This is a genomic window from Streptomyces sp. NPDC031554 (genome assembly GCF_055580685.1).
In genome coordinates this window covers 188383-215359 of record NZ_JBVIKX010000008.1, presented here as the reverse complement: position 1 = coordinate 215359, position 26977 = coordinate 188383, and the positions used below count along the sequence as shown (strand labels likewise).

At 72.3% G+C, this 26977-nt stretch carries 19 protein-coding genes and 1 pseudogene; 6 read left to right on the top strand and 14 right to left on the bottom strand.

Going from position 1 to position 26977, the window contains the following annotated elements:
• Positions 1–27 precede the first annotated feature (27 nt).
• Both ACZ5FU_RS21950 and ACZ5FU_RS21945 read left to right on the top strand, forming a co-directional pair.
• Positions 28–762: a FadR/GntR family transcriptional regulator gene (locus ACZ5FU_RS21950; RefSeq protein ID WP_451529636.1), complete on the top strand. Its 735-nt coding sequence runs from the start codon at positions 28–30 to the stop codon at positions 760–762.
• A 175-nt stretch (positions 763–937) separates the two neighbouring features.
• Positions 938–2311, top strand: coding sequence for an amidase (locus tag ACZ5FU_RS21945; protein ID WP_451529635.1), 1374 nt, complete (start codon positions 938–940; stop codon positions 2309–2311).
• A 98-nt stretch (positions 2312–2409) separates the two neighbouring features.
• On the opposite strand, the gene ACZ5FU_RS21940 is transcribed toward ACZ5FU_RS21945, so the two are convergent.
• The gene (locus tag ACZ5FU_RS21940) at positions 2410–2583 is read right to left on the bottom strand and encodes a hypothetical protein (RefSeq protein WP_451529634.1); all 174 of its coding nucleotides are present in this window, start codon (positions 2581–2583) and stop codon (positions 2410–2412) included.
• A 461-nt stretch (positions 2584–3044) separates the two neighbouring features.
• Here ACZ5FU_RS21940 and ACZ5FU_RS21935 point away from each other — a divergent pair, with 461 nt between their 5' ends.
• On the top strand, positions 3045–3503 hold the full coding sequence (locus ACZ5FU_RS21935) for a hypothetical protein (RefSeq protein ID WP_451529633.1): 459 nt from the start codon (positions 3045–3047) through the stop codon (positions 3501–3503).
• A gap of 184 nt (positions 3504–3687) precedes the next feature.
• Here the strand turns inward: ACZ5FU_RS21935 and ACZ5FU_RS21930 are convergent, their stop codons facing one another.
• The 5 genes from ACZ5FU_RS21930 to ACZ5FU_RS21910 form a co-directional block, all read right to left on the bottom strand.
• Positions 3688–5217 (bottom strand): SDR family NAD(P)-dependent oxidoreductase, encoded by a 1530-nt coding sequence (locus ACZ5FU_RS21930; RefSeq protein WP_451529632.1) that lies wholly within the window; start codon positions 5215–5217, stop codon positions 3688–3690.
• A 103-nt stretch (positions 5218–5320) separates the two neighbouring features.
• Positions 5321–6661, bottom strand: coding sequence for a wax ester/triacylglycerol synthase family O-acyltransferase (locus tag ACZ5FU_RS21925; RefSeq protein WP_469046346.1), 1341 nt, complete (start codon positions 6659–6661; stop codon positions 5321–5323).
• A gap of 221 nt (positions 6662–6882) precedes the next feature.
• Entirely contained in the window at positions 6883–8103 is a 1221-nt protein-coding gene (gene glgC, locus ACZ5FU_RS21920) for a glucose-1-phosphate adenylyltransferase (protein WP_451529630.1), read from the bottom strand.
• Positions 8104–8155: 52 nt separating this feature from the next.
• Positions 8156–9325, bottom strand: a complete 1170-nt coding sequence (gene glgA / locus ACZ5FU_RS21915; protein WP_451529629.1) for a glycogen synthase — start codon at positions 9323–9325, stop codon at positions 8156–8158.
• Positions 9326–9371: 46 nt separating this feature from the next.
• Positions 9372–10205, bottom strand: coding sequence for a (2Fe-2S)-binding protein (locus ACZ5FU_RS21910; protein ID WP_469046327.1), 834 nt, complete (start codon positions 10203–10205; stop codon positions 9372–9374).
• 333 nt (positions 10206–10538) lie between these two features.
• Between ACZ5FU_RS21910 and ACZ5FU_RS21905 the strand changes: the two genes are divergently transcribed.
• Complete coding sequence (locus ACZ5FU_RS21905; protein WP_451529627.1) at positions 10539–11828, top strand: DMT family transporter; 1290 nt, start codon at positions 10539–10541, stop codon at positions 11826–11828.
• Here the strand turns inward: ACZ5FU_RS21905 and ACZ5FU_RS21900 are convergent.
• Positions 11818–13050: a transglycosylase family protein gene (locus ACZ5FU_RS21900; protein WP_451529626.1), complete on the bottom strand. Its 1233-nt coding sequence runs from the start codon at positions 13048–13050 to the stop codon at positions 11818–11820. The two genes, ACZ5FU_RS21905 and ACZ5FU_RS21900, sit on opposite strands and share 11 nt — an antisense overlap.
• A 305-nt stretch (positions 13051–13355) precedes the next feature.
• On the opposite strand from ACZ5FU_RS21900, the gene gndA reads away from it, so the two are divergent.
• A complete protein-coding gene (gene gndA, locus ACZ5FU_RS21895; protein WP_451529625.1) occupies positions 13356–14795 on the top strand; it encodes an NADP-dependent phosphogluconate dehydrogenase in 1440 nt (479 codons plus the stop codon).
• A gap of 861 nt (positions 14796–15656) precedes the next feature.
• On the opposite strand, the gene ACZ5FU_RS21890 is transcribed toward gndA, so the two are convergent.
• The 3 genes from ACZ5FU_RS21890 to panD are packed head-to-tail and all read right to left on the bottom strand — an operon-like array spanning position 15657 to position 17101.
• Positions 15657–16295: an aspartate/glutamate racemase family protein gene (locus ACZ5FU_RS21890; protein ID WP_451780758.1), complete on the bottom strand. Its 639-nt coding sequence runs from the start codon at positions 16293–16295 to the stop codon at positions 15657–15659.
• Between the two features lie 9 nt (positions 16296–16304).
• On the bottom strand, positions 16305–16652 hold the full coding sequence (locus ACZ5FU_RS21885; protein WP_451529623.1) for a GNAT family N-acetyltransferase: 348 nt from the start codon (positions 16650–16652) through the stop codon (positions 16305–16307).
• 29 nt (positions 16653–16681) lie between these two features.
• Entirely contained in the window at positions 16682–17101 is a 420-nt protein-coding gene (gene panD, locus ACZ5FU_RS21880; RefSeq protein WP_451529622.1) for an aspartate 1-decarboxylase, read from the bottom strand.
• Between the two features lie 764 nt (positions 17102–17865).
• Here panD and ACZ5FU_RS21875 point away from each other — a divergent pair.
• A pseudogene (locus ACZ5FU_RS21875) lies at positions 17866–18455 on the top strand (transposase); the annotation flags it as partial.
• A 50-nt stretch (positions 18456–18505) separates the two neighbouring features.
• Here the strand turns inward: ACZ5FU_RS21875 and ACZ5FU_RS21870 are convergent.
• The 4 genes from ACZ5FU_RS21870 to ACZ5FU_RS21855 all read right to left on the bottom strand — a co-directional run bounded on the left by ACZ5FU_RS21870 (position 18506) and on the right by ACZ5FU_RS21855 (position 26968).
• Positions 18506–19063: a hypothetical protein gene (locus ACZ5FU_RS21870; RefSeq protein WP_451529621.1), complete on the bottom strand. Its 558-nt coding sequence runs from the start codon at positions 19061–19063 to the stop codon at positions 18506–18508.
• 200 nt (positions 19064–19263) lie between these two features.
• The gene (locus ACZ5FU_RS21865; protein WP_469046326.1) at positions 19264–19515 is read right to left on the bottom strand and encodes a hypothetical protein; all 252 of its coding nucleotides are present in this window, start codon (positions 19513–19515) and stop codon (positions 19264–19266) included.
• Positions 19516–20031: 516 nt separating this feature from the next.
• Complete coding sequence (locus tag ACZ5FU_RS21860; protein ID WP_451529619.1) at positions 20032–20406, bottom strand: SCO4402 family protein; 375 nt, start codon at positions 20404–20406, stop codon at positions 20032–20034.
• Positions 20396–26968: an RHS repeat-associated core domain-containing protein gene (locus ACZ5FU_RS21855; protein WP_468836984.1), complete on the bottom strand. Its 6573-nt coding sequence runs from the start codon at positions 26966–26968 to the stop codon at positions 20396–20398. The genes ACZ5FU_RS21860 and ACZ5FU_RS21855 overlap by 11 nt, the downstream gene beginning before the upstream one ends.
• Between the last annotated feature and the right edge of the window lie 9 nt (positions 26969–26977).

The window sequence follows — 26977 nt, the reverse complement described above, 5'->3', positions numbered from 1 at the left end:
GCGCGCACCGGCGACAGGAGAGGTGACGTGAACGAGTCCCCGCCCGGCGGGCCGCCCGCCGCCCCGAAGGGCACGGTGACGCGACGCGCCATCGAACGGATCAAGGCGATGATCGGCGAGGGCCGGCTGGAGCCGGGCCGGCGGCTGCCGACCGAGCGCGACCTCGCGGCGGAGCTGGGCATCTCCCGCAGTTCGGTGCGGGAGGCGATCCGGGCGCTCACGGTCATGGGCGTGCTGGAGGCCCGGCACGGTTCGGGCATCTACGTCACCCAGCTGCGGGCCGGCGACCTGCTGGAGACGTTCGGCGTGGTGGCCGGCCTCTCGCCGGGCCCGCGCCTGGTGGAGCTGCTGGAGGTGCGGCGCGTCCTGGAGTCGGCGGCCGCCGCCCTGGCGGCCGCCCGCATCACCCCCGACCGACTGGCCGTGGTCGAGGGCCACCTGGCGGCGATGGACGCCGCCGACGACCCGGAGGAGATCCTCGCCCACGACCTCGCCTTCCACCGCGAGATCGCCGCGGCGGCCGGCAACGAGACGATGGCGGCGATGCTGGAGGGACTGTCCTCACGCACCCTGCGCGCCCGCGTCCGGCGGGGCCACGGGGAGGAGGGTGCCTTCGCCCGCACCCGCCGCGAGCACGCCGCGATCCACCGCGCCCTGGCGGCCCGCGACCCGGAGGCGGCGCGGGCGGCGGCGGCCGCCCACGTGGCCGGGGTCGAACAGTGGCTGCGGGACCGGGCGGACGCCGGGGACCTCTCGACGTGAGGCGCTCGGCGGGGCACAGTTCTCCCAGTACTCGCCACCAGCACGTACGCGTCGGCAGCACGTACTCGCCACCAGCACGTACGCGCCGGCAGCACGTACTCGCCACCAGCACGTACGCGCCGGCGGCACGTGCTCGCCGGCGGTGCCCCGCACGTCCGCACACCGAGGAGCGCCTGTGACCGAGTGGGTCGGCCGGACCGCCGTGGAGATCGCCGCCGCCGTACGCGAGAGGCGGGCCGAGCCGCGGGCGGTGGTGGCGGAGCATCTGGAGCGGATCGCGCGGCTGGACGGGCGGATCGGCGCGTTCCGGGCGGTGCGCGCGGAGGCGGCGCTCGCCGAGGCCGACGAGGTGGCGGCCCGCGCCGACCGTGACCGGCTGCCGCTGGCGGGCGTACCGGTGGCGGTCAAGGACAACCTCGCCGTGCGGGGCGAGTCGAGCCGGGTCGGTTCGGCCGCGACCCCCGCCACGCCGGCCGGCGCCGACCACGTCACCGTGGCCCGGCTGCGTGCGGCCGGCGCGGTGGTGGTGGGCCTGACGAACGTGCCGGAACTGTGCGTCTTCGGCACCACGGAGGGCGTGCACGGCACCGCCCGCAACCCGTGGGACACCTCGCGCACGGCGGGCGGTTCGTCCGGCGGCAGCGCGGCGGCGGTCGCGGCCGGGATGGTGCCGCTCGCCCTCGGCAACGACGGCATGGGCTCCCTGCGCATACCGGCGGCCAACTGCGGCCTGGTCACCGTCAAGCCGGGCCACGGCGTGGTCCCGGCGGGGATCGGCGACGGTGACTGGTTCGGGATGTCGGAGAACGGTCCGCTGGCGACGACGGTGGCGGACGCCCGTCTGATGCTGTCGGTCCTCGCCGGCACCGGGGCCGCGGAACCGGAGCCCACCGCGGGGCCGGAGTCCGCGGAGGGGCCGGGTGCGTTGCGGATCGCGGTGTCGGTGCGCAGCCCGCTGGCCGGGGTGCGGGTGAGCGGGCCGTACGTGGCGGCGGCGCGCGAGGCGGCCGGGGCGCTGGCGCGGGCGGGCTGGCGGGTGCGGCGGGCCGATCCGCCGTACCCGCTGACGCTGGGCGTCACCTCGCTCGCGCACTGGACGGCCGGTACGGCGGTCGACGCGCGGTCGCTGGACCCGCGTCTGCTGGCCCGCCGCACCCGTGTGCACGCGGCGCTGGGGCGGCGGTTCCTGGACGGGGTGCGCGGCGGCACGGCGCGCGAGGAGCTGCGCCGGCGCCTGGAACCGTTCTTCGCGGAGTACGACGTGCTGCTCACCCCGGCGCTGGCGCGGCGGTCGCCGAAGTCGGCACCGTGGCACGAGCGGGGCTGGCTGCGCAATGTGCTGGCGAACACGAACTACTCGCCGATGACGCCCCCGTGGAACCTGACCGGCTGGCCGGCGATGGCGGTCCCGGTCGGCACGCTGCCGTCGGGTGCTCCCGCCGCGGTGCAGCTGGTGGGGCCGCCCGGCACGGAGGCGCGGCTGCTGCGGGTGGCCGGGCGGCTGGAGGAACTCCGGCCGTGGCGGCGGACGGCGCCGCTCGGCCGATGAGCGGCCGGGGTCCGGGGGCGCGGCGCCGCCGGGTCTCGTGTCGCATGGGCGTGCCGTGCGCACGCCCATGCGCCCGGCGGTCGTGAGGGCCGCCGGCGTCAGTCGACGCTGGGCAGGATGTGGGGTTCGTTGAGGTCGTCCTCGTACCCCGCCAGCCGGATCGGGGCGGAACGGGCCCACACGTCGAGGCTGCCGATCTCTCCGGGCCGGCGGGCCGCACGCTGGGTGCGTTCCTCGGGGCGTTGCTCGCTCTTCGTCTTCTCCGGTGTCACCGCGCACTCCTTATGTGTCGGTCACCCTCGGGGCGTGCCGGTCGGTCTGCGGATCCGGTGGCCGGCGCCCCTCGGTTCTGGCTCAAGGGCAGTTCTGACGCGGTGGCGCCGGGAAACTCCAGGAGGAGCAGGCCGCTGTGAACCGGCTTGTCCCATGACGGACGGTGGGTGTGGGGTGGCACTCCGTCCTGCTGTCCGTCGGCTACAGAGTAACCAGATGAGCGCGACGGCGCTCGATCGGGCTGAAAATTTGGGGTAACCATGGCAAGTCACCCATGTGTCCCCGCAGATGATTGAACCCTTTCCTCCCCGGAAGCACCCTTCGGCCTTCACCCGTACGGCGTACGCGGACGCACAGGCGTGCCCTCACCGTCGCACGGTTCAGGTCCCGTTGGCCGGGTCGCAAACTCGCCGTGCTCTGCTGGCGTACCGCTACGGCTGTCTCGCGGGAGGACCTACGCATGGAACTGCGCGGCGTCGAGGAGCTGATGGACCTGCTGCACACCGGGCGCGGGGTCCGGGGCACCGGCGTGCGGGGCGTCGACGTGCACGACCACGCGCTGCAGACCGCCGCGCTGCTGCGCCGTGCCCGCCCCGCGGACAAGGAGCTCCAGGTGACCGGGCTGGTGCACCCCATCGGCCTGCTGCTGGCGCCGCACGACCGGGCGGGCCGGGCCGGGCGCGCCGCCGACGCCGTACGGGCGCTGCTCGGCGAGCGGGTGGCGGGGCTGGTGCGGCGGCATCCCTGGGACGGGTGGGACGGGTGGGGCGGGCCGGCCGTCGGCGACGACCTGGCACTGCTGCGGCAGGCCGACGAGGACGGCCGGGCCGCCGGGTTCGACGCGGGCGTGCTGGAGGACTGGCGGACCGTGCTGGAACTGGTGGCGGCCCGCGCCTCACAGCTGCGCGCCGTCGACTGACCCGGGCCGAGGACCGTACGCGGTCGGCAGCTCCGGCCGCGGACCGTCGGCCGTCCTCAGCGGCGCGCCGCCGGACGCCCCGGCCGCACCCTGCCGGACGCCCCGGACCGCGCGCCGCCGGCCGACCCGCGGCCGGGGGCGGTCGGCTGAGGGCCCGTCGCGCGGCGCGGGCCGGGTGCCGTCGTCACCACTTGCCGGGGGCGTAGTCCTTGAGGAAGACGCCGTACAGGTCCTCGCCCGACTCGCCGCGCACGATGGGGTCGTAGACGCGGGCCGCGCCGTCGACCAGGTCGAGCGGGGCGTGGAAGCCCTCCTCGGCCAGGCGCAGCTTGTCGTAGTGCGGGCGCTCGTCGGTGATCCAGCCGGTGTCGACCGAGGTCATCAGGATGCCGTCGGTCTGGAACATCTCCTGGGCGCTGGTCCGCGTGACCATGTTCATCGCGGCCTTGGCGGCATTGGTGTTGGGGTGGCCGGCGCCCTTGTAGCCGCGGCCGAAGACGCCTTCCATGGCCGAGACGTTGACCACGTAGGCGCGCTCGGCGGAGGCCCGGCGCGCCGCCTCGGCCATGGCCGGGCGGAGCTTGCTGATCAGGATGAAGGGCGCCGTGTAGTTGCACAGCTGGGTCTCGAGCAGCTCCACCGGGGAGATCTGCTCGATGGTCTGCACCCAGGTGTTGGTGTCGACGACGTCGGGGACCAGACCGCCCGCGTCGATGGCGGTGCCGTCCAGGTGCCGGGCGACGCTGGCGTTGCCGGCGACCAGAGCGAGGTCGGCGACCCGCTGCGCGTCGAGGCCGCTGGTGCCGAGGGGCAGCGCGGCGATGCCGTCGACCGCACCGGAGTTGAAGGCGCCGATGACGTGGTGGGCGGGCAGCTCGCCGGCGGGCAGCGGGGCGCCCTCGCCGTCGACCAGGGCGGCGTAGGCGGAGGGCAGCCGGCGCACGGTCTGCGTCGCGTTGTTGATCAGGATGTCGAGCGGGCCCTGCTCGGCGACCCGGTCGGCCAGCGCCACGACCTGCGCCGGGTCGCGCAGGTCGATGCCGACGACCTCCAGGCGGTGGATCCAGTCGGCGGCGTCGTCCATCGCCTTGAAGCGGCGGATCGCGTCCTTCGGGAAGCGGGTCGTGATCGTGGTGTGCGCCCCGTCGCGCAGCAGCCGGAGCGCGATGTACATGCCGATCTTGGCGCGGCCGCCGGTGAGCAGCGCGCGCTTGCCGGTGAGGTCGGCGCGGGCGTCGCGGCGGGCGCGGTTCTCGGCGGCGCACTCCGGGCAGAGCTGGTGGTAGAAGTAGTCGACCTCGACGTAGCGCGCCTTGCAGGTGTAGCAGGAGCGGGGGCGCTGGAGTATCCCCGCGATCGTGCCCTCCTCCGTGCGGGAGGAGGGCAGGATGCCCTCGGTCTCGTCGTCGATGCGCTGGGCGGAGCCGGTCGCGGTGGCCTCGGTGACGGCCCGGTCGTGGGCGGTCTTGGCGGCCCGGCGCTCCTGGCGGCGGCGCTGCTTGACCGAGCGGTAGATGCCGGCGGTGGCCCGGCGCACGGTGATCGCGTCGGGGTGGTCGACGTCGAGGTCGTCGAGCTCCTCCAGCACGGCGAGGCAGACCGCCAGCCGCTCCGGGTCGATGCCGGGCCCGTACCCGGTCCCCTCCCCGGGGCCGGCCTCGTTCCCGTGCACGGCCTCGTCCATGGCCGCCGGGCCGTCCTGTGTCACCGTCATCGCGCTGCCGTTTCCCTGCTGCCCCGTGCGGCGCTCCGACCGCGCCCGCTTTCGAGCAGGGAATTCTACGGAGCGCCGGGCCGCCCCTCCAAACCCGCGCGGGTCAAGAGCCGCAGGCCGTGATGAGCGTCTCCACCTCCGCGGTCAGCGCCCGCGCGAACCGGTCGAGATCGGGGACCGCCTCGGCGTCCGCGACCAGACCGAAGTGGACGAGGCCCCGGTACGTCGAGATCGCCACCGCCAGGGACTGGCCGCGGGCGAGCGGGGCGTAGGGGTAGACCTCGGTCACCGGGTTCCCGGCGAGTCTCAGGCCGATGCCCGGCAGCGGCACGCTGGTGACGAGGATGTCGAACCAGAGCCGGGCGGCCTGGCCGACCAGGGGGCCGCCGAGGCGGTGTCCGAGGGCGGGGACGTGGTCGGCGAGCAGGGCGACGGCGCCCGCGCCGCGCCCGGGTCCGGCGTCCTTGTTGCGGTCCATGGCGGCGCGGACCGCGCCGAGCCGGCCGAGCGGGTCGGGATCGTCGACGGGCAGCCTCATCAGGTAACCGGAGAGCCGGTTGCCCTGCGGGTGGGCGGTGCGCGGACGGCGCTGGGAGACGGGGATGAGGGCGCGCGGGGTCACGCCGGCGCTGCCGTCGCCGCGTTCGTCCAGCCAGGTGCGCAGCGCCCCCGCGACGACCGCGATCAGTACGTCGTTGACGGTGCCGCCGACGACCTTGCGCACCCGGTGCACGTCGTCGAGGTCGACGGCCACGCCGCCGGTGCGGCGGGTGCCGGTGGGCCCGGCGGTGAGGGCGGCGGTGGAGCGCACGCCGAGGGTGTGGACGGCGACGGAGGCACCGATGTCGAGGGCGCGGCCCACGTCGGACAGGGCTCCGGACAGGGCGCCGCGCAGCAGGCCGGGCAGTTCGCGCACCTCGGGCAGGCCGCGGGCCGGCGCCGCCGGGCGGGGCCGGGGGGCGGGCAGGTCCATGGGGTCCAGGACGGCGGCGGCGAGGGTCAGTGCGCGCAGGCCGTCGGCGAGGGCGTGGTGGAACTTGAACAGGACGGCGAAGCCGTCGCCCGCCGCGCCCGGCAGGACGTGCGCCTCCCACGGGGGCCGGCCGCGGTCCAGCGGGTGCTCCATGAGCCGCCCGGACGCCGCCTGGAAGTCGGTGGTGGGCGCGTGCAGGTGCACGTGGCGCAGCGGGTCGAAGTCCGGGTCGGGCTCGCGGACGGCGCCGCCCAGGGAGAACGGCGCGGTGAGCGGTCCCCACACGTCCCGGATCCGCATGCGCAGTCCGGGGACGGCGGCGGCCCGGCCGGCGAGCAGGTCGGCGGCGTGGGCGGCGGCGGTGGCCGAGGGCGCCGCGAAGACGCCCAGCGCGCCCAGGTGCATCGGGTTGCCGGGGGTCTCGATGTTCCAGAACGCCAGGTCGAGGGGTGCGAGCGGATGAGCGGTCACGGGCTTGCCTCGCGTCTACGGGGAGGGAACCCGTAGTCAATCGCCCTCGTACGATTACGGTCAAGCATGATCGGGCTACGTACAGTTAAGAACTCGTGTCCTGTGCGTCAAAAGGAGCATCGGTCTCGAAAGCGCGCTCGACGGGCCCGGCAGACGGCGCTCCCCCTTGCCCCGCTCGCCGCTCGCCGCTCACCACGCTGCGCGCTTCGCGCGGTCTCCGCTCACGGCACTCGCTGCCCCTTGCCGAGGGCGATGACGCCCGCCCTCGACACCGAGTACAGCTCCGCGTCCCGCTCCGGGTTCACGCCGATCGTCGCACCGGGCGGCACCTCGACGTTCTTGTCCAGGATCGCCCCGCGCACCACCGCTCCCCGTCCGATGTGGACGTTGTCGTGCAGGATCGAGCCCTGGACGACCGCCCCCGGGTCGACCAGGACGCCCGGCGACAGCACCGAGCGGCTGACCTGTCCCCGGACCAGGCAGCCCGCGCTGATGATCGACTCGCTGGCGATGCCGCCCGCGTTGAAACGGGCCGGGGACAGCTGGCCCGAGTGGGTGTAGATCGGCCAGCTGCGGTTGTACAGGTTGAACGCGGGCCGTTCGGCGATCAGGTCCATGTGGGCGTCGTAGTACGCGTCGAGCGTGCCCACGTCCCGCCAGTAGCCCTGGTCGCGGGTGGTCTCGCCCGGTACGTGGTTCTCGCTGAAGTCGTACAGCCCGGCCTCGCCGCGCTCGGTGAGCTGGGGCAGGATCGACCCGCCCATGTCGTGCACCGAGTGCTCGTCCTCGGCGTCGCGCTGGAGCGCGTCGATGAGGGCCTTGGTGGTGAAGACGTAGTTGCCCATGGAGGCGAACACGGACTCCGGGTCGTCCGCGAGGCCCGGCGGGTCGGCGGGCTTCTCCAGGAACCGCTTCACCGTCTGGCCGTCCGAGCCCGGCGTGATCACGCCGAAGGACGCGGACTGGGTGCGCGGCACCCGGATGCCGGCCACCGTCACGCCCGCGCCGCTGTCGATGTGCTGGGCGAGCATCTGGCGCGGGTCCATGCGGTACACGTGGTCGGCGCCGAACACCGCCACGTACTCGGGGCGCTCGTCGTGGACCAGGTTCAGCGACTGCAGGATGGCGTCGGCGCTGCCCAGGTACCAGCGCGGGCCGAGGCGCTGCTGGGCCGGGACCGGGGTGACGTAGTTGCCGAGCAGGCTCGACATCCGCCAGGTGGTGGTGATGTGCCGGTCCAGCGAGTGGGACTTGTACTGGGTCAGGACGCAGATGCGCAGGATGTCGGCGTTGACGAGGTTGGACAGCACGAAGTCGACGAGCCGGTACGTCCCGCCGAAGGTGACCGCGGGCTTGGCGCGGTCCGCCGTGAGAGGCATCAGGCGTTTGCCCTCACCGCCCGCCAGCACGATCCCGAGGACCGAAGGTCCACCACGACGCATGGCCGCTCCCCTCACCCTGACTTGATCCGATGCTGCCCCCGCGGGGGGCTCACTACGCCTGTTCGAGGGTGTCCTCGTAGAGACGGACGGTGCGCCGGGCGATCGCGTCCCAGCCGAACTCCTCCACCGCGCGCGCCCGCCCGGCCTCGCCCATGCGGCGGGCCGCCGCCGGATCGCCCAGTACGGAGTCCAGGGCCCGCGCGAGACCCGCCTCGAAGGCGGCGGCCCCCTCGTCCCCGTCCGCCGGGGGGACCAGCACCCCGGTCGCGCCGTCCTCGACGACCTCCGGGATGCCGCCGACCCGGGAGGCCACGACGGGGGTGCCGCAGGCCATCGCCTCCAGGTTGACGATGCCGAGCGGCTCGTACACCGAGGGGCAGACGAAGACGGCGGCGTGGGTGAGGAGCTGGACGACCTCCGGCCGCGGCAGCATGCGCGGGATCCAGTGCACGCCGTCCCGGGCCCGGCTCAGCTCCGCGAACAGCTCACGGAACTCGCGGTCGATCGCGGGGGTGTCGGGCGCGCCCGCGCACAGCACGACCTGGACCGCCGGGTCGATGTCCCGGACGGCGCGCAGCAGGTGCGGGACGCCCTTCTGGCGGGTGATGCGGCCGACGAACAGCACGTACGGGCGGGCCGGGTCGACGCCGAGCCGGTGGAGGGCGTCCGTGCCGTGGTCGGGCCGGTACAGGGCGGTGTCGATGCCGTTGTGGACGACGTGGACCCGGGCCGGGTCCAGCGCCGGGTAGCAGGCGAGGACGTCCTCGCGCATCGCCGCGGACACCGCGATCACCGCGTCGGCGGCCTCCACGGCGGTCCGCTCGGCCCAGCCGGAGAGGCGGTACCCGCCGCCCAGCTGCTCGGCCTTCCAGGGCCGCAGGGGCTCCAGCGAGTGCGCGGTCAGCACGTGCGGGACGCCGTACAGCTCCTTGGCGAGGTGGCCGGCGAGGTTGGCGTACCAGGTGTGGGAGTGGACCAGGTCGCGGCCCTCCAGCGCGGCGGCCATGGCGAGGTCCACGGAGAACGTGCGCAGGGCGTCGTTGGCGCCGTCGAGGGCGGACCAGGAGCGGTGGCGCCGGACGCCGTCGGCGCGGCCCTCGCCCCAGCAGTGCACCTCCAGGTCGACCAGCGCGCGCAGCTCCCGGGCGAGGAACTCGACATGGACACCCGCCCCGCCGTACACGTCCGGGGGGTACTCCCGGGTCAGCAGTCCCACTCGCACCCGGCAACCCCCTGGATTCGCACGTGAAAGCCGGTCCCCTTCATGGTCACCCAGACGGGCCGCGGAGGAAAGGGCGCGGGGGCCGGGGGAAGCAGCAGTCCCCGCAGACCCCGCCGCCGGGCACCCGGTAGTAGAGGCAGCAGCTGCGGCGGCGGAAGGCCGTGCCGGCAGGGGTCGCGGTGAGGGTTCCGGTGCCGGCCAGGAGGGGGTGGGCGAGGAGTTCGGCGGTGAGGGCGCGGGAGTGGGCGGCGGCGTCGGGGCGGCCGTTCGCCCGCGCCCAGCCCTCGAGCTGCCGGGCCGCGCCGGTCAGCGCCGAGGCGGCGTTGCCGCGCAGCAGACCGGGGGCGAGGCGGTGGCGGGCGCGCAGGGCCGCCGCCAGCGGTTCGAGGTGGCCGTGCAGGACCGTCGCCGCCAGGGTCCGCGCGTCGCCGGGCCGGGCGCGGACCTCCGTCAGCCACAGGTCGTCCGGGGCGCTGCCGTCCGGATCCCAGCGCAGCAGCTCCGGCGCCAGGTCGGGCTGCCCGTCGTGGAGGACGGCGCAGCCGAGCGCCACCGACCAGAGCCGGGCCGCGAGGCCCTGCTGGGCGACGGAGGCGGCGACGCGCGGTTCGGGGGCGCGCAGGGCGCGGGTCACCTTGGCGACGCGGCGGGCCAGGGGGTCGTCATGGGCGCCGGCGGGCGCGGGGGTGGGGGTGGGGGTGGGGGTGGGGGTGCCGACGGGTGCGTCCGCAGGGGTGCCGACGGGTGCGGCGGAGTAGGCCTGCGCGAGCGTTGGCAGGGGCCGGGCCGGTGCTCCGTGCGGGGCGGCGGGCGGTGCCGTGCGCAGGGTGAAGAAGCCGCCCAGGGCGCGCAGTGCCGTCAGTCGGGGGTCGAGGTCCACGACGTGCAGTACTACCAGGACGAGCCGGGGCCGCCGTCGGGGGGACCGCCGCGGAAGGGACCGCCGGCGGAGGGGGACCGTCGCGGGGCGGGCCGCGGAAGGGGAGTGCGCGGGGCCGCCGTGGACGGGCCGGGGGTCGCCGTCGGGGAGATCCCTGGCGTATCGCCCACCCTGGGGAGGAGTGGGGGCGCTTCGTACTCCATCGGTAGTAGGACACATTGGGTGCTCAGGGACGACGACGGGAACAGATCGACAAGGCATCGTGTTTGCCATGAGAGCCGACCGTTCGCCGCGCCGGGCCCCGGGCCCCCGCCTCACGCAGAGGAGCAGCTCATGAGCGCCCTCGCGTTGTCCGTGGTCCTGTCGCTCGTCTCCGCGGTGGCGTACGCGGCCGGGGCGATCGTGCAGGAGCAGGTCGCGGTGTCCTCCCCCGACGAGCACTACGCCCCGCTGCGGCGGCCCGGCTGGTGGGCGGCGGTCGGGCTGAACGGCCTCGGTGGCCTGCTGCACGTCGTGGCGCTCGCGTACGGTCCTCTCAGTCTGGTCCAGCCGCTCGGCGCGCTCACCATCGTCTTCGCGCTGCCGATGGCCGCGCTGTTCGTGGGCCGCAGGGCCGGGGCGACGGCCTGGCGGGGCGCCGTCATGGCGACCGTCGGTCTGGCCGGCCTGCTCTCCCTGGTCGGCGCGGCCGACGCGCAGTCGCTCAGCACCCCGCAGCGGGTGGGCGCGGCGCTCGTCACGGGCGGCGCCGTCGCGGCGCTGATGGTCGCGGGCCGGGCCGCTCACCGGCACCCGGCGGTGCGCAGCATGCTGCTGGCGACCGGTTCCGGCATCGCGTTCGGCATGTCGTCGGTGTTCACCAAGACCGTCGCGGTCGACTGGACCGACGGCGTCTCGGCGGCCGACCTGCCCTCCCTGGCCGTGATCGGCGTCCTGGCCACGGCCGGCATGCTGCTGTCGCAGGCCTCCTACCGCGGCGCGGGGCTCGCGGCCCCGCTGGCCACGCTCACCGTGGTCAACCCCGTGGTGGCTGCGGCCGTCGGCATCACGATGTTCGGCGAGACCTTCCGTTACGGCACCACCGGCACCGCGCTCGCCCTGAGCTGTGGCGTGGTGGCGGCGGGTGGCCTGATCCTGCTGACGACCGAGCGGCTGACGGACACCTCGCAGCAGACCGACGGCCCGCGGCACGAGGAGACGCGGACGGTCCCCACGGGAGTCACGGCGCCCGTGGCCGACCTCCTCGTCGTGTTTCCGGAGCCTGCTGACGGCGCTGTCACGGCGCGGCCCCTCGAAGGGGGCGCCGAGTCCGCCGCGGCGTACGCCGCGGAGCGGATGGCTCTCGCGTTCCCGGAACTGTCGATCGGCACGGCCGGCTCGGCCGGCGTCCCGGCGCCCGCGGAAGCCTCCGCGCGGGTGACCGGCGACGTACCGGCCCGGAAGGCTTCGGAGCGGCCGGGGGCTCCCGGGGAGCCGGTGGTTGCCGAGGAGCCGGGGGGCCTCGGGGAGCCGGCGGTGCCGGCTCCCGCGCCTGTCCCCCTGCCGCTGTGCGGGCCGTTCTACGGCGGCCCGTACGTCCCGATGCCGGTCCTCGACCGGCACCTGGTGCGCGTCAGATCCTGACGCCGCCGGCCCGCAGATAGGCCAGGGGATCGACGTCCGACCCGAATCCGGGCCCCGTCCGCACCTCGAAGTGCAGATGCGGGCCCGTGCTGTTGCCGGTGGAACCGGAGCGGCCGAGGCGCTGGCCGGCGCCCACGGACTGCCCGTCCCGCACCGAGATCGCGGACAGGTGGGCGTACTGCGAGTAGCGGCCGTCGGAGTGCCGGACGACCACCTGGTAGCCGAAGGAACCGCCCCAGCCCGCGCTGACCACCGTGCCCGGGGCGACGGACTTCACGGACGTGCCGGTGGGCACGGGGAAGTCGACGCCGGTGTGGTAGCCCTTCGACCAGGAGGAACCCGTCGCGTGGTACGGCGTGCCGAGCCCGGCGTCGACGGGGGCGACGAGGGAGCGGCCGGCCGGCTTCTCCGTGGCCGGTTTCCCGCTCGTGGCCTTCTTGCCGGCGGACTTCCTGCCCGTGGCCCCGTCCTCCGCGGTCTTCTTCCCCGTCGACTTGTTCCCGGCCGACTTCTTCCCGGTGGCGCGCTCCCGCTCCGGTGCGCCGCGTTCCGCCCCGGCCGCCGCGGCCCGGCCTCGCAGGTCCAGCCGCTGGCCGGGCACGATGAGGTCGGGATCCGTGCCGATCGTCGTCCGGTTGGCGGCGTACAGCCGCTGCCAACCGCCCCGGACGTCCTCGGCGTCGGCGATCTCCGAGAGGGTGTCGCCGCGCACGACCGTGTACATCCGGGCGGTGCCGGCCCGCGACTGCGGCGTGGTCTGCGGCTGGACGTCCTTGAGGCCGGCCGCCGGCCGGGCGGCGGTCCTCGCGGGCGCGCCGGTCGGCTCGATGTCGGGGGCGTCGCCGCCGGCGGTCAGCCCCGCCCGCACCGAGCAGGTGGGCCAGGCGCCCGGCCCCTGCCCGTCCAGCACCCTCTCCGCCACGGCGATCTGCTGGTCCTTGGTGGCCAGGTCGGCGCGCGGCGCGTACCGGGTGCCGCCGTACGCCTCCCAGGTGGATCGGGTGAACTGCAGGCCGCCGTAGTAGCCGTTGCCCGTGTTGATGTTCCAGTCGTTGGTCGACTCGCAGGCGGCCACCTTGTCCCAGGTGTCCACGTCCGCCGCCTCGGCGGCTCCGGCGCCGATGAGCGGGATCGCCATGCCGGCGCCGCCCGCCGTGACGGTGAGCGAGGCCCGGTTGATCCTGTTCGGCTGATACCGGCGGTGCCGGCCGCGTGCGGCCATGGAGATCCCCCTCGACATGCGTCAGGAGCGGCAAAAGTACGGTCCGCTCACTGGCCGTGACAAGACGACAATCGGCCGCACTGGCTCAACTGCGGCGGATGGCGGGCTTGTTGCGTTCCCTCTGAGACGAACGGAGCCTCGTGTCCGTATTCCGGTGGGCGACTTGGCGTGTCCAGCACGTGCGAGGGGTGTACGGACGCGACAGGATGTACACGGGCCGGGACCGGCGGCGACGAGCACGGGTCGCGCGCGGGCCGCGGCCGGACGACCACGGTTTTTCACGGATTTCTCAAGGAGCCAACCGCATGACCAACTCAGCCCAGATCGGCGTCACGGGACTCGCGGTCATGGGCCGCAACCTCGCTCGCAACTTCGCCCGCAACGGCTACACGGTCGCCCTGCACAACCGGACGGCGGCGCGCACGCACGCCCTCGTGGAGGAGTTCGGCGACGAGGGCGAGTTCATCGCGGCCGAGACCGCCAAGGAGTTCGTGGCGGCGCTGGAGCGCCCCCGCCGTCTGGTGATCATGGTGAAGGCCGGGGAGCCGACCGACGCGGTGATCCAGGAGTTCGCGCCGCTGCTGGAAGCCGGCGACATGATCATCGACGGTGGCAACGCGCACTTCGCCGACACCCGGCGCCGTGAGCGCGAGCTGCGGGAGCAGGGCATCCACTTCGTCGGCACGGGCATCTCCGGCGGCGAGGAGGGCGCGCTGCACGGCCCCAGCATCATGCCGGGCGGCTCGCCCGAGTCGTACGGGTCGCTGGGGCCCATGCTGGAGAAGATCTCCGCCAAGGCGGCCGACGGGGCGCCCTGTGTGACGCACGTCGGTCCGGACGGCGCCGGGCACTTCGTGAAGATGGTCCACAACGGCATCGAGTACGCCGACATGCAGCTGATCGGCGAGGCGTACCAGCTGCTGCGGGACGTCGCCGGGTACTCCCCCGCCGAGATCGCGGACATCTTCCGCACCTGGAACACGGGCCGGCTGGACTCGTACCTGATCGAGATCACGGCCGAGGTGCTGTCGCACGTGGACGCGGCGACGGGCGAGCCGTTCGTGGACGTGGTGGTGGACCAGGCCGAGCAGAAGGGCACCGGCCGCTGGACCGTGCAGATCGCGCTGGACCTCGGGGTGCCGGTGTCGGGCATCGCGGAGGCCGTCTTCGCCAGGTCGCTGTCGGGCCACGCGGCGCTGCGGGAGGCCTCGCGCGGCCTGTCCGGGCCGAAGGCGGCACCGCTGGACCGGGCCGAGGCGCAGGCCTTCGCGGACCGGGTCGAGCAGGCACTGTACGCCTCCAAGATCGTCTCGTACACGCAGGGCTTCCACGAGATCGCGGCGGGCGGCGCGGAATACGGCTGGGACATCGACCTCGGTGCCGTCTCGGCGATCTGGCGGGGCGGCTGCATCATCCGGGCGGCCTTCCTCGACCGCATCCGCGCCGCCTACGACGCCCGGCCGGACCTGCCGAGCCTGCTGTCCGACGAGACGTTCGCCGCGGAGATCGGGGCCGCGCAGGACGCGTGGCGCGAGGTGCTGGTCGCCGCGACGCTCCAGGGCGTGCCGACCCCGGGCTTCGCGGCGGCGCTCGCCTACTACGACGCCCTGCGCGCCGAGCGGCTGCCCGCCGCCCTGACCCAGGGCCAGCGGGACTTCTTCGGCGCCCACACCTACCGCCGGGTGGACCGGGACGGATCGTTCCACACGCTGTGGGGCGGGGACCGGTCGGAGGTCTCGGCGTAGGGGCGGGACCCTGCCGGGCTGCCCACCGGGTGCCGCACGACGGCCGTGGCCGGGTGCCGCACGGCGGCCGTGGCCGGGTGCCGCACGGCGGCCGTGGCCGGGTGCCGCACGGCGGCCGCGGCCGGGTGCCGCAACGGCGGCCGCCGCACGTGGCCGGTCGCGAGGCTCTGCCTCGTGGCCGGCCACGGTCCTTGCTGGGGGCGGTCACGGTCCTTGCCGGGGCCGGCGGCGGTCTCCGCTCGGGCGGCCACGCGGGCCGAAGTGCCGGGCCGAAGCGCCAGGTCCGAGCACCGGGCCGAAACCCCGTACCGAAGTCGCACCGAAGTCGCACCGAAGTCGCACCGAAGTGCCGGGGCGGGGCCCCGGCGCGGCCGTCGGGCCCCGTCCCGGCTTCAGCCGAGCGGAGGCTTCAGCTGAGCGGAGGGCCCGGCTCCGGGTTCGGGACCGGCTCCGGGCCCGGCGGGATCGGGGACGGGTCCGGGTCCGGCGGTCCCGGATGCGGCGGGGCCGGCGGAGTCGGCTGCGGGCCCGGCTGCGGATCCGGGCCGGGAACGGGCGGGACGGGCTCCGGCCCCGGCGGCGGTTCGGGGTTCGGGACCGGGCTGGGGTACGGGTCGGGGACCGGCGTCGGCGGCGGCTGGACGGGGTCGGGGTACGGGTTCGTCATGGTGTCCTCCGGGCCGGGGAACGGGCTTGGCTCTGGACTCCTCCCCCGCCTACCCGACGGCGGCGCACGCAGTCACCCGGTGGTGGCACACGGTGCGCCCGGCCGGGTCCCCCGCCGTGCGGGGGCAGCGGCGTGCAGTCGGGCGCGCGGGGCCGGCGGCACGGGGTCAAAGGCACGGGAGCGGCCGCGTGCAGTCAGCCGCGGCGCGCCGCCCGCGCGCCCGCGGCCAGCCCCGGCCCGGGACTGCTGAACACCGGTACCAAGGTGGTGGTGAGCTGCTGAGCGGGGGCCATGGAGGCCTGGGCCAGCACGATCGCGTCCGCGTCGGCACCGGTGACCGCGTCGGCGCCGGCGGCGACGAGACGGACGTACCCCTCGGCGTCACCGGCCTCGAAACGGTCCCAGGCGCCGTCGACGAGCAGCGTGCGCACGGCGACGGGACGACCCGCGCGGGCCGCCTCCTCCGCCACCAGCGCCGCGGTCGGACCGAGGGTGCTCTCCAGGGCCGCCAGGACGACGACCCGCGGGCCCGCGGCGACCGCGGCGGCGGCCATCGGCCGGTCGACGCGCAGCACGGGGACTCCCGGCGCGGCCGACTCGGCGACCGCGCCGAGCGTGGAGCAGGTGCACAGCACCGCCCGCGCCCCGCCGGCGACGGCACGCGCGAGCACGGCCCGTACGTCGGCGGCGACCGCGTCGGGTCCCCGCTCCCGCGCCCGGACCAGCAGGTCCTCGTCGACGAGGTGCCGCAGTTCCAGGCCGGGGTGGGCCCGGTCGCGCAGGGCGTCGAACACGGGCACGTGGACGGGCGAGGTGTGCAGGAGGGCGAGCACCGGGACCGCTCAGAACCGGCCGGGGTGGGCCCGCAGCCACTCCTTGGCGGCGGTCAGCAGCGCGGGGTCGGCCGCCGGAGCCTCCTCGGGGTGACGCGCGGCCCACTTCACGACGTACGGGCAGAGCGGGGCCACGGGGACGCCCTCGCGCCCGGAGAGGGCGTACAGCTCGCGGGCCAGGGAGCCCGCGATGCCCTTGCCCTCGTGGGCGGGCTCGACGATCGTGTGCACCGGGACCAGGGCGGGCGCGGGCGACTCCAGCACGAAGTACTCGATGCGGCCGACGACTTCGCCGCCCTCGCCGAGGGCCTCGAGGCGGCCGGCCGGCCGGTCGTCGCGGATGCCGATGTCACTCATGGACGCTCCTGGGGCTGCTGGTGCGGTGGTCAGGCGGACACGGCCTGCGGGCTGCGCTCCTGGTCCGACCCCGGCACCGGTTCCGCCGGATCGGCGCCCAGGGCCACGATCCGGTTGTCGCGGTCCACGTGCACGACGCGGGGCTCCAGTTCTCGCGCCTCGGCGTCGGTGACCTGAGCGTAACTGATGATGATCACCAGGTCCCCGGGGTGCACGAGATGGGCGGCGGCCCCGTTGATCCCGACGACCCCCGAGCCGCGCTCCCCCTCGATGACGTACGTCTCCAGCCGCGCCCCGTTGGTGACGTCGACGATGTGCACCAGCTCCCCCGGCAGCAGATCGGCGGCGTCCAACAGGTCCGCGTCGATGGTCACCGATCCCACGTAGTGCAGGTCGGCCTGGGTGACGGTGGCACGGTGGATCTTGGACTTGAACAGAGTACGCAGCACTTTGGACTCCTGGAGGACGGCTCCCTGCCTGCTTTGTGCAGGTCAAGGGCGGTCTTCACTGTACACGGGCACGCCTCCCGGTCGAAGACCTTGCAGAACATCGTGCACCACACCAAGCAGGCTTCCCGCCTGCGCTTGTGTGCGGGCCAGGCTGTGGTGAAGCCGCAGACCAGGCGCTTGTCCGGGTAGCCATCTCGGACAGTTCGGGGACTGATGCTGATCAGATGCTGACTTACCTGACGAAACATCAGGAACGTGAGAGGTACGGAACGAGTGACTCGGCCACGCTCACATCGGCGTCACCATCGGTATCTCCGGCCGTATCAGACTGCGCCTTCAACGCCAAGCCATCGACTGCCGCAACAACGCCCCGAACGGCACCGAGGAGCCCTCGATGATCCATCTGCCGCAGCGCTCGCCTGCTGGCATTGCCGTCAAATGGCAAGGAGCCACGCCGAGTACCGACTCGGCAGGGGCTCTCGATGTACCTCCAAAAGAATTCAGAAATCCCCGGCAACGCCCTCTCTGAAAGATTGTTTTCAACGGGCCTGGCCGTGTATCCAGCGTTTTTCAGACTGCCAGGTCGTGATGCTCGCGCTGCTGGAGATGCGGGTTGATTCCTGCTGGTCAGATGGGGTGACAGGTGGAGCGGGAAGCGGCTTGCGCCTGTCCCATCCCCGGACGCCCTGCCTTCGCGGACGTGTGCTTCCATTGTTGTCGCTGTGCGTCTGGGCGCACTCGGTCCGCGACGCTACGCCGGAAGCATGCGGACGCGGAACCCGTATCCGAGTGATCTGTCCGATGCCCGCTGGGAGTTGATCGAGCCGGTGCTCTCCGCCTGGCGGCTCGAGCGCCGCGGCAGGGCCCTGCACTTCGGCCGACCACCGGAACACGACCTGCGCGACATCATGGACGTGATCTTGTACGTGGACCGCACCGAGCTCCAGTGGCACTGCCTCCTTCACGGGAACACCGTCTACGGGCGCCTTCGCCAAGTGGGCGGACGAAGACATGTTCGCCCAGCTCAACGGTCTGCTCCGGTAGAGGGGATGACGGGACGCCGAGCCGTCAGCCTGTGTGATCGACACGCAGAGCTTCAAGATCCCCACCAGCGTGCCCGCCGCCGGCCAGGGCATCGACGCCGGGAAGAAGATCGTGGGCAGAAAGCGGAACATCGTCACCGACACCCTTGGACTTTTACTTGCCGTGCTGGCCGCTGGGGGCAAGTGTGCAGGACTCCGCCGCCGGCGCCCGGTTGCTGGACCAGGTCGCCGCCGACCATCCCGGCATCCGCAAGGTGCGGGGCGACGGCGGCTACCGCCAGCGCCTCATCGAACATGCCGCCGCTCTCGGCTGGTGCGGGTGCCGTCCGGCCTCGTACGGCACCCGCACACCCGCGCTGCCTCAGTTGCGAGGGGGCGCCTTCTTCTGAGTGAGTTCCCGGCAACGGGCGTCGGCCTGGTCGAGGAACTTCTTCTTGCTGGCGGCGATCGTTTCGTGGTCCTCGTTCCGCGTCAGCACTTCGCCCTTGCCCAGCTTCGCCAGGCGCTTCGTGTCGAATCGGACCTCGCCCGAGATGCCCCACCGGTTGACGTCACCGTGGACGTCGGCCACATAGGTCGCATCCGGCAGAAGACTTCGGATGTCCGACCCGTAGGTCTTCCATCCCTCCGGCACCCGGAACACTTCCACCGCGCTCGGAGCAGGGCCGTTCCAGCTCCGTGGAGCGATGGCCCACGTCTGCAACTCGTCGGGTCCGCCCTCACGATAGACACCGAAGTCGTCCGGCGAGAACTCCGCGCACGTCATGGTCAGTACGCGCATCCCGCCTTTCCCTGCCGCCTCGACCGCGACGATCGACTCAGGTGCCGGCGAGCAGGCACCGACACCGAGAACCAGGGTCAACAGACCCACGGCAACGGCCGATGCGCGGCCGAGCTTCCACCGCCTGCCGTCAGGCATGGGACGTGTCCTTCCGGTTCTTATGAGGCGGCCCCGCAGATGTCTGCCTCGACCTCGAATTCGCGTTCGGAGTTGAGAGCAGGGCAGTTCATCGGAAGGGGCACCAGACCGGGGTGAGGGCCCCGACAGCACCAGTGAGCCCTCACCTCTCGACGCAGTACCGAGCGATCGCCCCGTACGGTTCCTGTGTACCAAGCTGGTCACGAGGCGTAGATCACGGTGAGGTAGACCCGTACCTCACCGGCACGCAGTTCCTGGACGTCAAGCATGACGGCGTTGTCGCATCCGCCGATCCTGTTCACGTAGGTGCCGCTTTCGACCTGCACCCCCGGCGGGATCTTCTGCCAATCCCTCCCCGTGCCGCCCGCCTCGCCCTTGACGAGCCTGAGGTCCGCCTGCCCGGACCCGGCTAGGAACTTCTGCAGTCCGTCTCTGGACGTGTCGAACTGCAACTCCCCCTCACTGCCCGACCAACTCTCCTGTTCGCAGTGGCGCAAGTTCTCTGCTGCGGCAGGGACGGTAAAGCCGTAGACCCGCTGAATTTCCTCAAGGCTTCGCCCGCCGGTGCAACCGTCGTACATCCGTGCGCCGTTCTGCCCTGCGGGCCCGGCACTCGCCTCCACACTTGCGGCGCCGCACCCCCAGCAGGAGAGTGCGACGAGACCTGACAGAACGAACCCGAAGGCCGGTCTGCGCCCGTAAGGCCGAATCCTCGTGTTGCCCTGTTCCCCATCGGTTGGAAGTCGTGCAGAGAACTGGCACCGAGCATGTCGCACCCTGTGCGTATCCATGCTCATGAAGGTCAAGGAATTGCCCCAGATAGATCGACACCCCGGCGCACGGAATCGACGCCGCCTCCCTCCTGCCGAACTTCCAGGGAAGACTCAACGCCATGGAAGGGAGCAGTTGTCCGAGCCGATTGACCCTTTCCGGCTCGGACACCGCCGCGACGCGATCCGCTTCGTGAATCAGCCGTTTCGCGGACCATCCACCGCCATTACCCTCAGGGCTTCCCGAGCAGCGGTCATCACCGATTCCCAAGATCGCGAGTGAATCATTCCGACATCACTCCCAGAACTTTCCTGGATGGCTTGATCGATTGCAGAGTTGAGCTTCCGCATGACTTCCACTTCTCCTTCGTCACGGAGAATGAAACCGACCCTGCCGACAGGTTCGTCCAATACCCCAGTATCGTCGAAGAAGTCCAGCATACGGTCCATGGCCGCCCCCCCGGAGGAAGCCAAATCCTCCTGCAGCCGATCCCTGTCCGAAATTTCCAGAAGCCAGTCGATCAATTGATCGCGCAACCAGGGTGTTTGCAATTCCGCATCATCACGGGGCATTCCAGCTTCTCCATGTCTGCCACTCGCTCAGCGGGATGTGAGCTTCGACCGGGTAGTCCTGAATTTTGGCGTTGGGCGGCAGCAGCACACCATCTCGTCCCACGATCCTGCCACCAGAGTTGATTACCACGTGATCCACCTGCTGAGTGGCATGCACGGAATTGGGATCACCTTTATCGATGCGCACGCTGTCCTGGCCCTTGGGGGCACGCCAGACGAAACCGGGCTTGTTCAAGTCTTTCCTGTACTTCTTGGTCATGTTGGGACCACTCCACCCGCCGGGAATTTTCCCGCTGCCGTACGGGAACCACCCTGGGCCCACGCCACTGGACGGCTTGGGCTTGCGCACACCGTTGTGCGCGAAGATCGCTGCCAATGCAGAAGGTACCTGGTATTCATCGCCGGAGATGTCGTAACCGTGCTCGGCGACCCAGGCATCGAACTGGGCCCCGTAGTCACAGCCCTCGGTTCCAGGACCACCCCCCCAGCAGTCTTCGTCCCAGATCCAGCCGGCGTACTCGACGGCGTGCGGGACGTTGCTGACGGCGCCGTAGAAGACCTCTCCGACGCTACGGCAGGCGCCGGAAAGGAGGCCCCAGTCCTTGCAGCCGTCGTCGACGTGGACGGCCTTCTGCTGCGAGGAGTCGCCGCCACCGCCGCCGGAGGAGCCGGTGCTTCCCCCGCCGCCATGGCCTCCTCCACCGCCGCCCGCGGTGCCTCCCGTGTACTCCGGGCACTGCGGGTTGATCAGGCTCGGGCAGGCGACCACGGGCTTGACTGCTTCGCCCGGCCGGCCGTTCCCCGGTCTTCCGTCGGGGCGGGTCGGGCAGGCGACGTCGTCGCCTCGGCCGCCGCAGGCGAGACCCATGCCGCTCGGGTCCGCCTGGCTGACGGGGTTCTGCGCGGCGTAGCTGTAGCCGTTGAGGGTCTGGGGGAGGTCGGTCTGCAGGAGCGGGTCGACGCTGATGAACTGGCCGATGGACGGGTCGTACTCGCGTGCGCCGACATGGGTGAGGCCGGTGTCGTTGTCGGTGGGTTTGCCGAGGAATCCCTTGTCGTCGGGCCAGTTGGCGGCGCCGCTGCCCCGCTCGGAGCCGAAGGGGGTCAGATACCGCTTCGTCAGTGCCTGGGTGTCGGACTCGATCGCCACCGTGTTGGTGTGGTGCTGGTCACCGGTGAGGTGGGTGATCTTCTCCGTGCCGGACTGGTTGCTGCGCAGGGCGACGGTGGCGCCGGCGTGGCTGTAGTAGCGGTTGGCCCACGCCTTTCCTCCCTTGAGGTGTACCTCGGTGGCACCGAGGTAGAGGACGGTCTCCCCGTTGCTGGAGGCGTTGCGGCGGATGAGCAGGCCGCCGTCGGCTCCGTAGAGGTAGTCCGTGGCACGTGCCGCGCCGTTCGGGTCCTCGGTCAGGCGCGCGAGATTGCCCTCGCTGTCCCAGTCGAGTTTCTGTGTGGTGGTGCCGTCGGGGCGCTTGGTGGTGTTGCCGTCGGCGTCGTAGGCGTACTGGGCGGTGGCGCTGGTGCAGGTGCCGGTGCCGGTGCCGGTGGTGGCGAGGAGGGTGTGGGGCTGGGTGGTGCCTTCCTTGTAGCAGTAGGTGGTGGTCTTCGAGCCGTCGCTGCCGTGGGTGGTCTCGGTCGTGCGCAGGCCGGCGGTGTCGTAGGTGTAGCTCGTCCAGTAGGGGGCCGCGCCGCCCAGGTTCGCGGTGGTGCGGCCGTCGGCCGCGCAGTCCCCGGTGGCCGGCGTCCACGCTTCGGTCAGGCGCTGGTAGCCGTCGTGGTCGAAGCACTGGGTGTCGGTCTTGCCGGTGCCCGCGAGGGTGGTGGTGTCGGCGATCTTGGTGACGTTGCCGGCGTCGTCGTAGGTGTAGTGCAGGTTCAGCGCGTCGTAGGCGTGGGTCTGCGCACGCACCTGGGTCTGGAGGAGTCGGTGGGTGCCGTCCTCGTAACCGTGGGTGACGTCGACCTTGTTCGTTCCGGTCGCGTCCGAGACGCCGAGGCGGAGGGTGGAGACCTGGCCCAGGTCGGTGTAGGTGGTGCCCAGGACGATGCCCTTGCCGCCGGCGCTGAGGGTGGTGGGCAGACCTTGCGCGGAGTAGCCGTACCCGACGGTCTCCGCCGCGAGTCCGCCGGCCCCGGGCTCGGTGGTCTGCTGCAGGGTGCCGTCGATCTTGTAGTAGGCGGTGAAGTCCAGCACGTTCGAGGGCAGGGCCTTCGACGTCACCATGGGTTCGTCCGTGGGGAGGGTGAGCTTCGATCCGGTGACGTGGTAGCGGCTGTCGTACTCGGTGACGGCCTGGGTGTACGCCTTGCCCGTGGCTCCGCCGATGTACCGCGTGGACGTGGCGGCCTTGCCCTTGCCCGAGGTCACGGTGTCGTAGGTGAAGTGGGTGAGCTTGTTGGCGTCCGTCTTCTGGGCCGCGAGCACCGACGCGTCGGTCAGGTCGGCGTTGACGGCCGACTTCCAGGTGTCGGTGACCCGGCCGAGCACGTCGTAGGCCGAGATCACCGCCTGCCCGCTGGAAGCCTTGGCCCAGGCCACCTGGTCGAGTGCCGTGTATCCGGTGGTCGTGGTGCCCTTGTCCGGGTCGGCCGCGGAGATCTCACGGCCGTACAGGTCGTACGTGTACGACCAGAGCGCACCGTCCGGCCCCGTGACCGTCTTCTGCTTGTCGGCGGGCGTGTAGGAGAACCGGGTCCTGGCGTAGGCCGCGCCCACGCCTCCGGCGTACTCGCTGTCCGCGAACGAGGTGCTCGCGTACTGGCGGGTCTCGACCGTGCGGCCGAACGCGTCGGTGATCGTTCGGGTGGCCGAGCCGCCGGTGACGGCGCTGGTGGCGGTGGAGTCACCGGTGTAGGTGGTGGTGGTCTGCCACTTCTGTACACCGCCGACCAGGAAGGTCGTCGTGGTCGGGCGTCCCGCGGCGTCGAACCCGGTCTTGGTCAGGCTGGGTGCTTCGCCGTACTCGGTCTGCGCGTACGTCCCGGACGGTGCGGCGTTGTCGAAGATGTCGGCGTACGTCTCGTAGGCCAGGCCCCGGCTGTCGTAGCGGGTGTCGGTGAGGATCCGTCCGCTGGTGGCGCCGGGGGTCTGGGTCTGGAGGGTGCGCAGGAGCGAGTCGTAGATCGTGTAGGAGGTGGAGTAGGTGTTGCCGTCGGCCTTGAGTGTGCCGGTGGAGGTCCAGGACGGTGCGGTGTTGGAGATGGAGTAGTCGAAGACGTAGCTGGCGCTCTGCTGGCCGGCGCGGCTGCGGTTGGGCAGCCATACCGATGTGGTGCGGCCCAGCGCGTCGTAGGCCGTTTCCGTGATCCGGTTGTTCGGGTCGAAGGTCTTGGTGGTCTGGCCTCGCGCGGGGTCGACGTAGGCGTAGGTGCTGTAGAGCTTGGCGTCCTTGGTCTGGATGCGGGTGAGCGGTCCCGTGCCGGCGGGGGTGTAGGTGACGGTCGTCGGGTTGCCGGCGGGATCCGTGGTGGTGGCGGGGCGGCCGAGGGTGTCGTAGGTGATGCGGCTGACGGACTGCCAGGACGACGGGGCCCGCTCGCCGCCGGTCACGCCGGCCGGGTAGGCCGAGGCACGGCCGTTCCACGTCGGCTCCCCCTTGGTGGGGGTCTGCGTCGCGGTCCAGGCCGTGGCGCCCGCTGTGTCGTAGACGGTGGCCGTGTCGGAGACGACGTCGCCGGCGGTCGCCACGCTGGTCGGCAAGGACAGGTCCGCCTCCGCGACGGAGCATGCTCTGCCCACCGTGCGGGTGCGCGAGGTGAGGGAGTTGATGCCCAGGCTGTCGTTGCGGGCGTACCAGGTGCGGGTGCAGGTCTCGTCGCCGCTCTTGGCGGTGTCCCCGGTGCTTTCGGCCCTGATGGCCATGCCGTAGTCGTCGTAGGTGGTGGCGGAGGCGGTGGAGCGCCAGGACTGGGTGGCCGTCAGGTAGGTGTGGCCGGTGGTCCGGCCGGTGCGGACGTAGTACGCCTCGGTGTCGGCGTACGACTTGTGCTGGGTGGCGGTCCTCTTCGACCAGGGGTCGCTCACCGTGACCGAGAGGGGGGTCGCGCCGTTGTAGGTGATCTCCTGGCGGAGGAAGCCGGCGTACTCCTCGCTGTCGGTCCGGTCGGGCACGTCCAGGCCGTTGAGGTCCTTGCCGGGCACGCTCGCGGTGCGGCGGGTGTCCGGGTCCAGGGTGCCGTCGGCGGCCAGGAGCCGGTCTCCGTGCATGCCCTGGAGGTAGACCGAGGTCTTCTTCGACAGGGCGGAGCCGGAGCCCTGGGTGACGGTGACGGTGCGGTAGCCGCGCCAGATCGACCAGGTGCGTTCGTCGGCCGGGGTGAACGGCGAGTCGTTGTAGTGCCAGGCGGGGATGTCGTAGGCGTAGTGGCTCTCCATGGTGGCGCCGTGGCCGGTGGGGTCGCTGGTGACCACGTCGGTGACGCGGTACTTGTGGAACCAGTCGACGGAGGCTTCCTCGGCGCCGTTGATGTGCCAGTACTGCGGGTAGCAGGACTTGGTGTTCTTGTCCTCCGCGGTGGGCATGGCGCTGCCCCGGACGCATTCCTGGCCGGAGAGGGTGACATCGGTGATGGCGCCGGTCTCCGAGGTGACGGTGCGGACCCGGGGCCGGGTCAGCGGCAGGATGTCGTCCCGGTCGCCGTCCACCCGGTTGGGCCGCATGTCATAGGTGAAGGTGACCGGGTTGAGACCGATCGCCGTGCCGTTCTTACCGGTGCGCTTCACGCTCTTGAGCGTCAGGGTCTGGTCGGTGGTGTCACCGATGTCCCCGCCGTCGAGGTACTGCTGTTCCAGCTCCCAGGTGTCGACGGCCGCGAAGGCGCCGGTGGTGGCGGACCAGACCGAGGTGTCGATCCTGGTGAGCCGCTTGCGGGTGAAGAACGACGGGCCGGTCGCGGGGCAGTCCTCGCCCGAGGCGCAGATCGAGTCGAAGGGGACGTCGGGCCAGTTGGGGGCGGTGGAGTCCTTCAGCTCCGAGCAGTCCGCGGCGGTGCAGCGCTCGGCGTACCCGAACTCGACCTTGCCCGAGGTGATCCCGGTGAACAGGGCGTCGGCACGCTGCCCGTAGAGGATCTTGGTGAGGTGGCCGCCGCGGGTGTAGGAGGCGGTGGCGGTGCTCGCGCCGTTCTTGGCGTAGGAGTTGGTCTCCTTGCCGTACCAGTAGGACATGGCGTTGTCGTGCAGGTCCTCGACGTAGTCGAGGTTCCACCGCCATGCCTGGGTGACGGCTCGGTCGGCGAAGGCGCTGCCCTGGCTGTAGCCGGGCTCCCCGGAGTCGTCGCCGAACACCGGTACGGTCCATGTGGAGTTGGTGCGCTCGGTGCCGGCCCCGGTGAGCTTGTTCAGGCCGAAGACGTACCGGGTGCCGTCGCCGGTGGTGACGGTCCAGTGCTCGCCGTTGTCGTCACCGTTGTCGGCGCCGGTGGACAGGGTCACCGTGGAGGCGTCGTCGTTCTTCAGCCGCCACTTGCCCGTGGTGTCGTCCTTGACCAGTTCGGAGGACTTGCCGTTCAGGACCAGGCTGGCGTTGTCGAACTTCCAGCACAGGTCGAACTTGTCCTTCTGTCCGTCCTCGTCGCACGAGCCGTAGGTGCGCTCGATGTAGGAGTTGGCGGAGGTGGTGAACCCCTCGCCGACCTGGGTGGCCTGGTTGTTCGTCGACGCCGTCCTGCCGTCGACCGATCCGGAGTCGTAGCTGAGGGAGAGGTCGGGGGAGGGGCCGGGTGCGGGCGGGACCTGCATGGGGTGGGACCAGGTGAACGCGCCGGAGGAGCCTCCGGCCTCCCAGGTGGCCGAGGGGGACAGCTGGGTCGCCGCATAGGTGCCGGAGCCGGACGCGGATTCCCCGGATGTCGTCGCGGCGAGGGCCAGCACGGTGGGAGCGGCGGCCGACAGGGCGACCGTGCCGGTGACGGTCCGGCGGGAGATGTCGTTGGCCGACGCCACCTCGGTGGTGGTGCGGCACTCGGTTTTCTCCGGTGTGGTGAGTGCGCACTCCGGCAACCGGACCAGGCCCAGACGGCCCGACCAGCCGCCGCCGTACGCGGAGGCGAACCGGCCGTAGTCCACGCTGATGTCCGCGCTGCCGCCGTCCTCCGTGGCTTCGGCGGACAGCAGGACTCCTCTGACGCCCGCTTCGGTTGCGGCCCGGTGGCCCAGTACCTTCACGCGCACGGTTCCGCCGGCGGGTGACTTCGCCGCCCGGGGAGTCGTCACGGCGAGGGGCAGCCCGCCCACCTCGGCCGTCTTGGCCTTGCCCGCAGCGGCCACGGCTATCCGGGCGGTGCCGCTCTGCGGCCAGGTGGCGCGCTGCTCGGCCTTGGCATCCGTGGCCTGGACCGCGTTCTTCTTCCGCCCGGTGGACACCACCGCGCGTTGCGCCTTGGCGCCGAGCCCCGTCACCTCCTCGGTACTGGTGACCTGCCGCTCCCAGAGCGGTTTCAGATCGGCCGAGGGTCCTGCGGCCTGTGCGACGGGCGCTAAACCACCGCCGGTCACCGCTACCGTTGTCGCCAGAAGCAGCATGTTCTTGGCGCGAGTGGGCCAACGACTGCTACGAGGCATCCGTCTTCC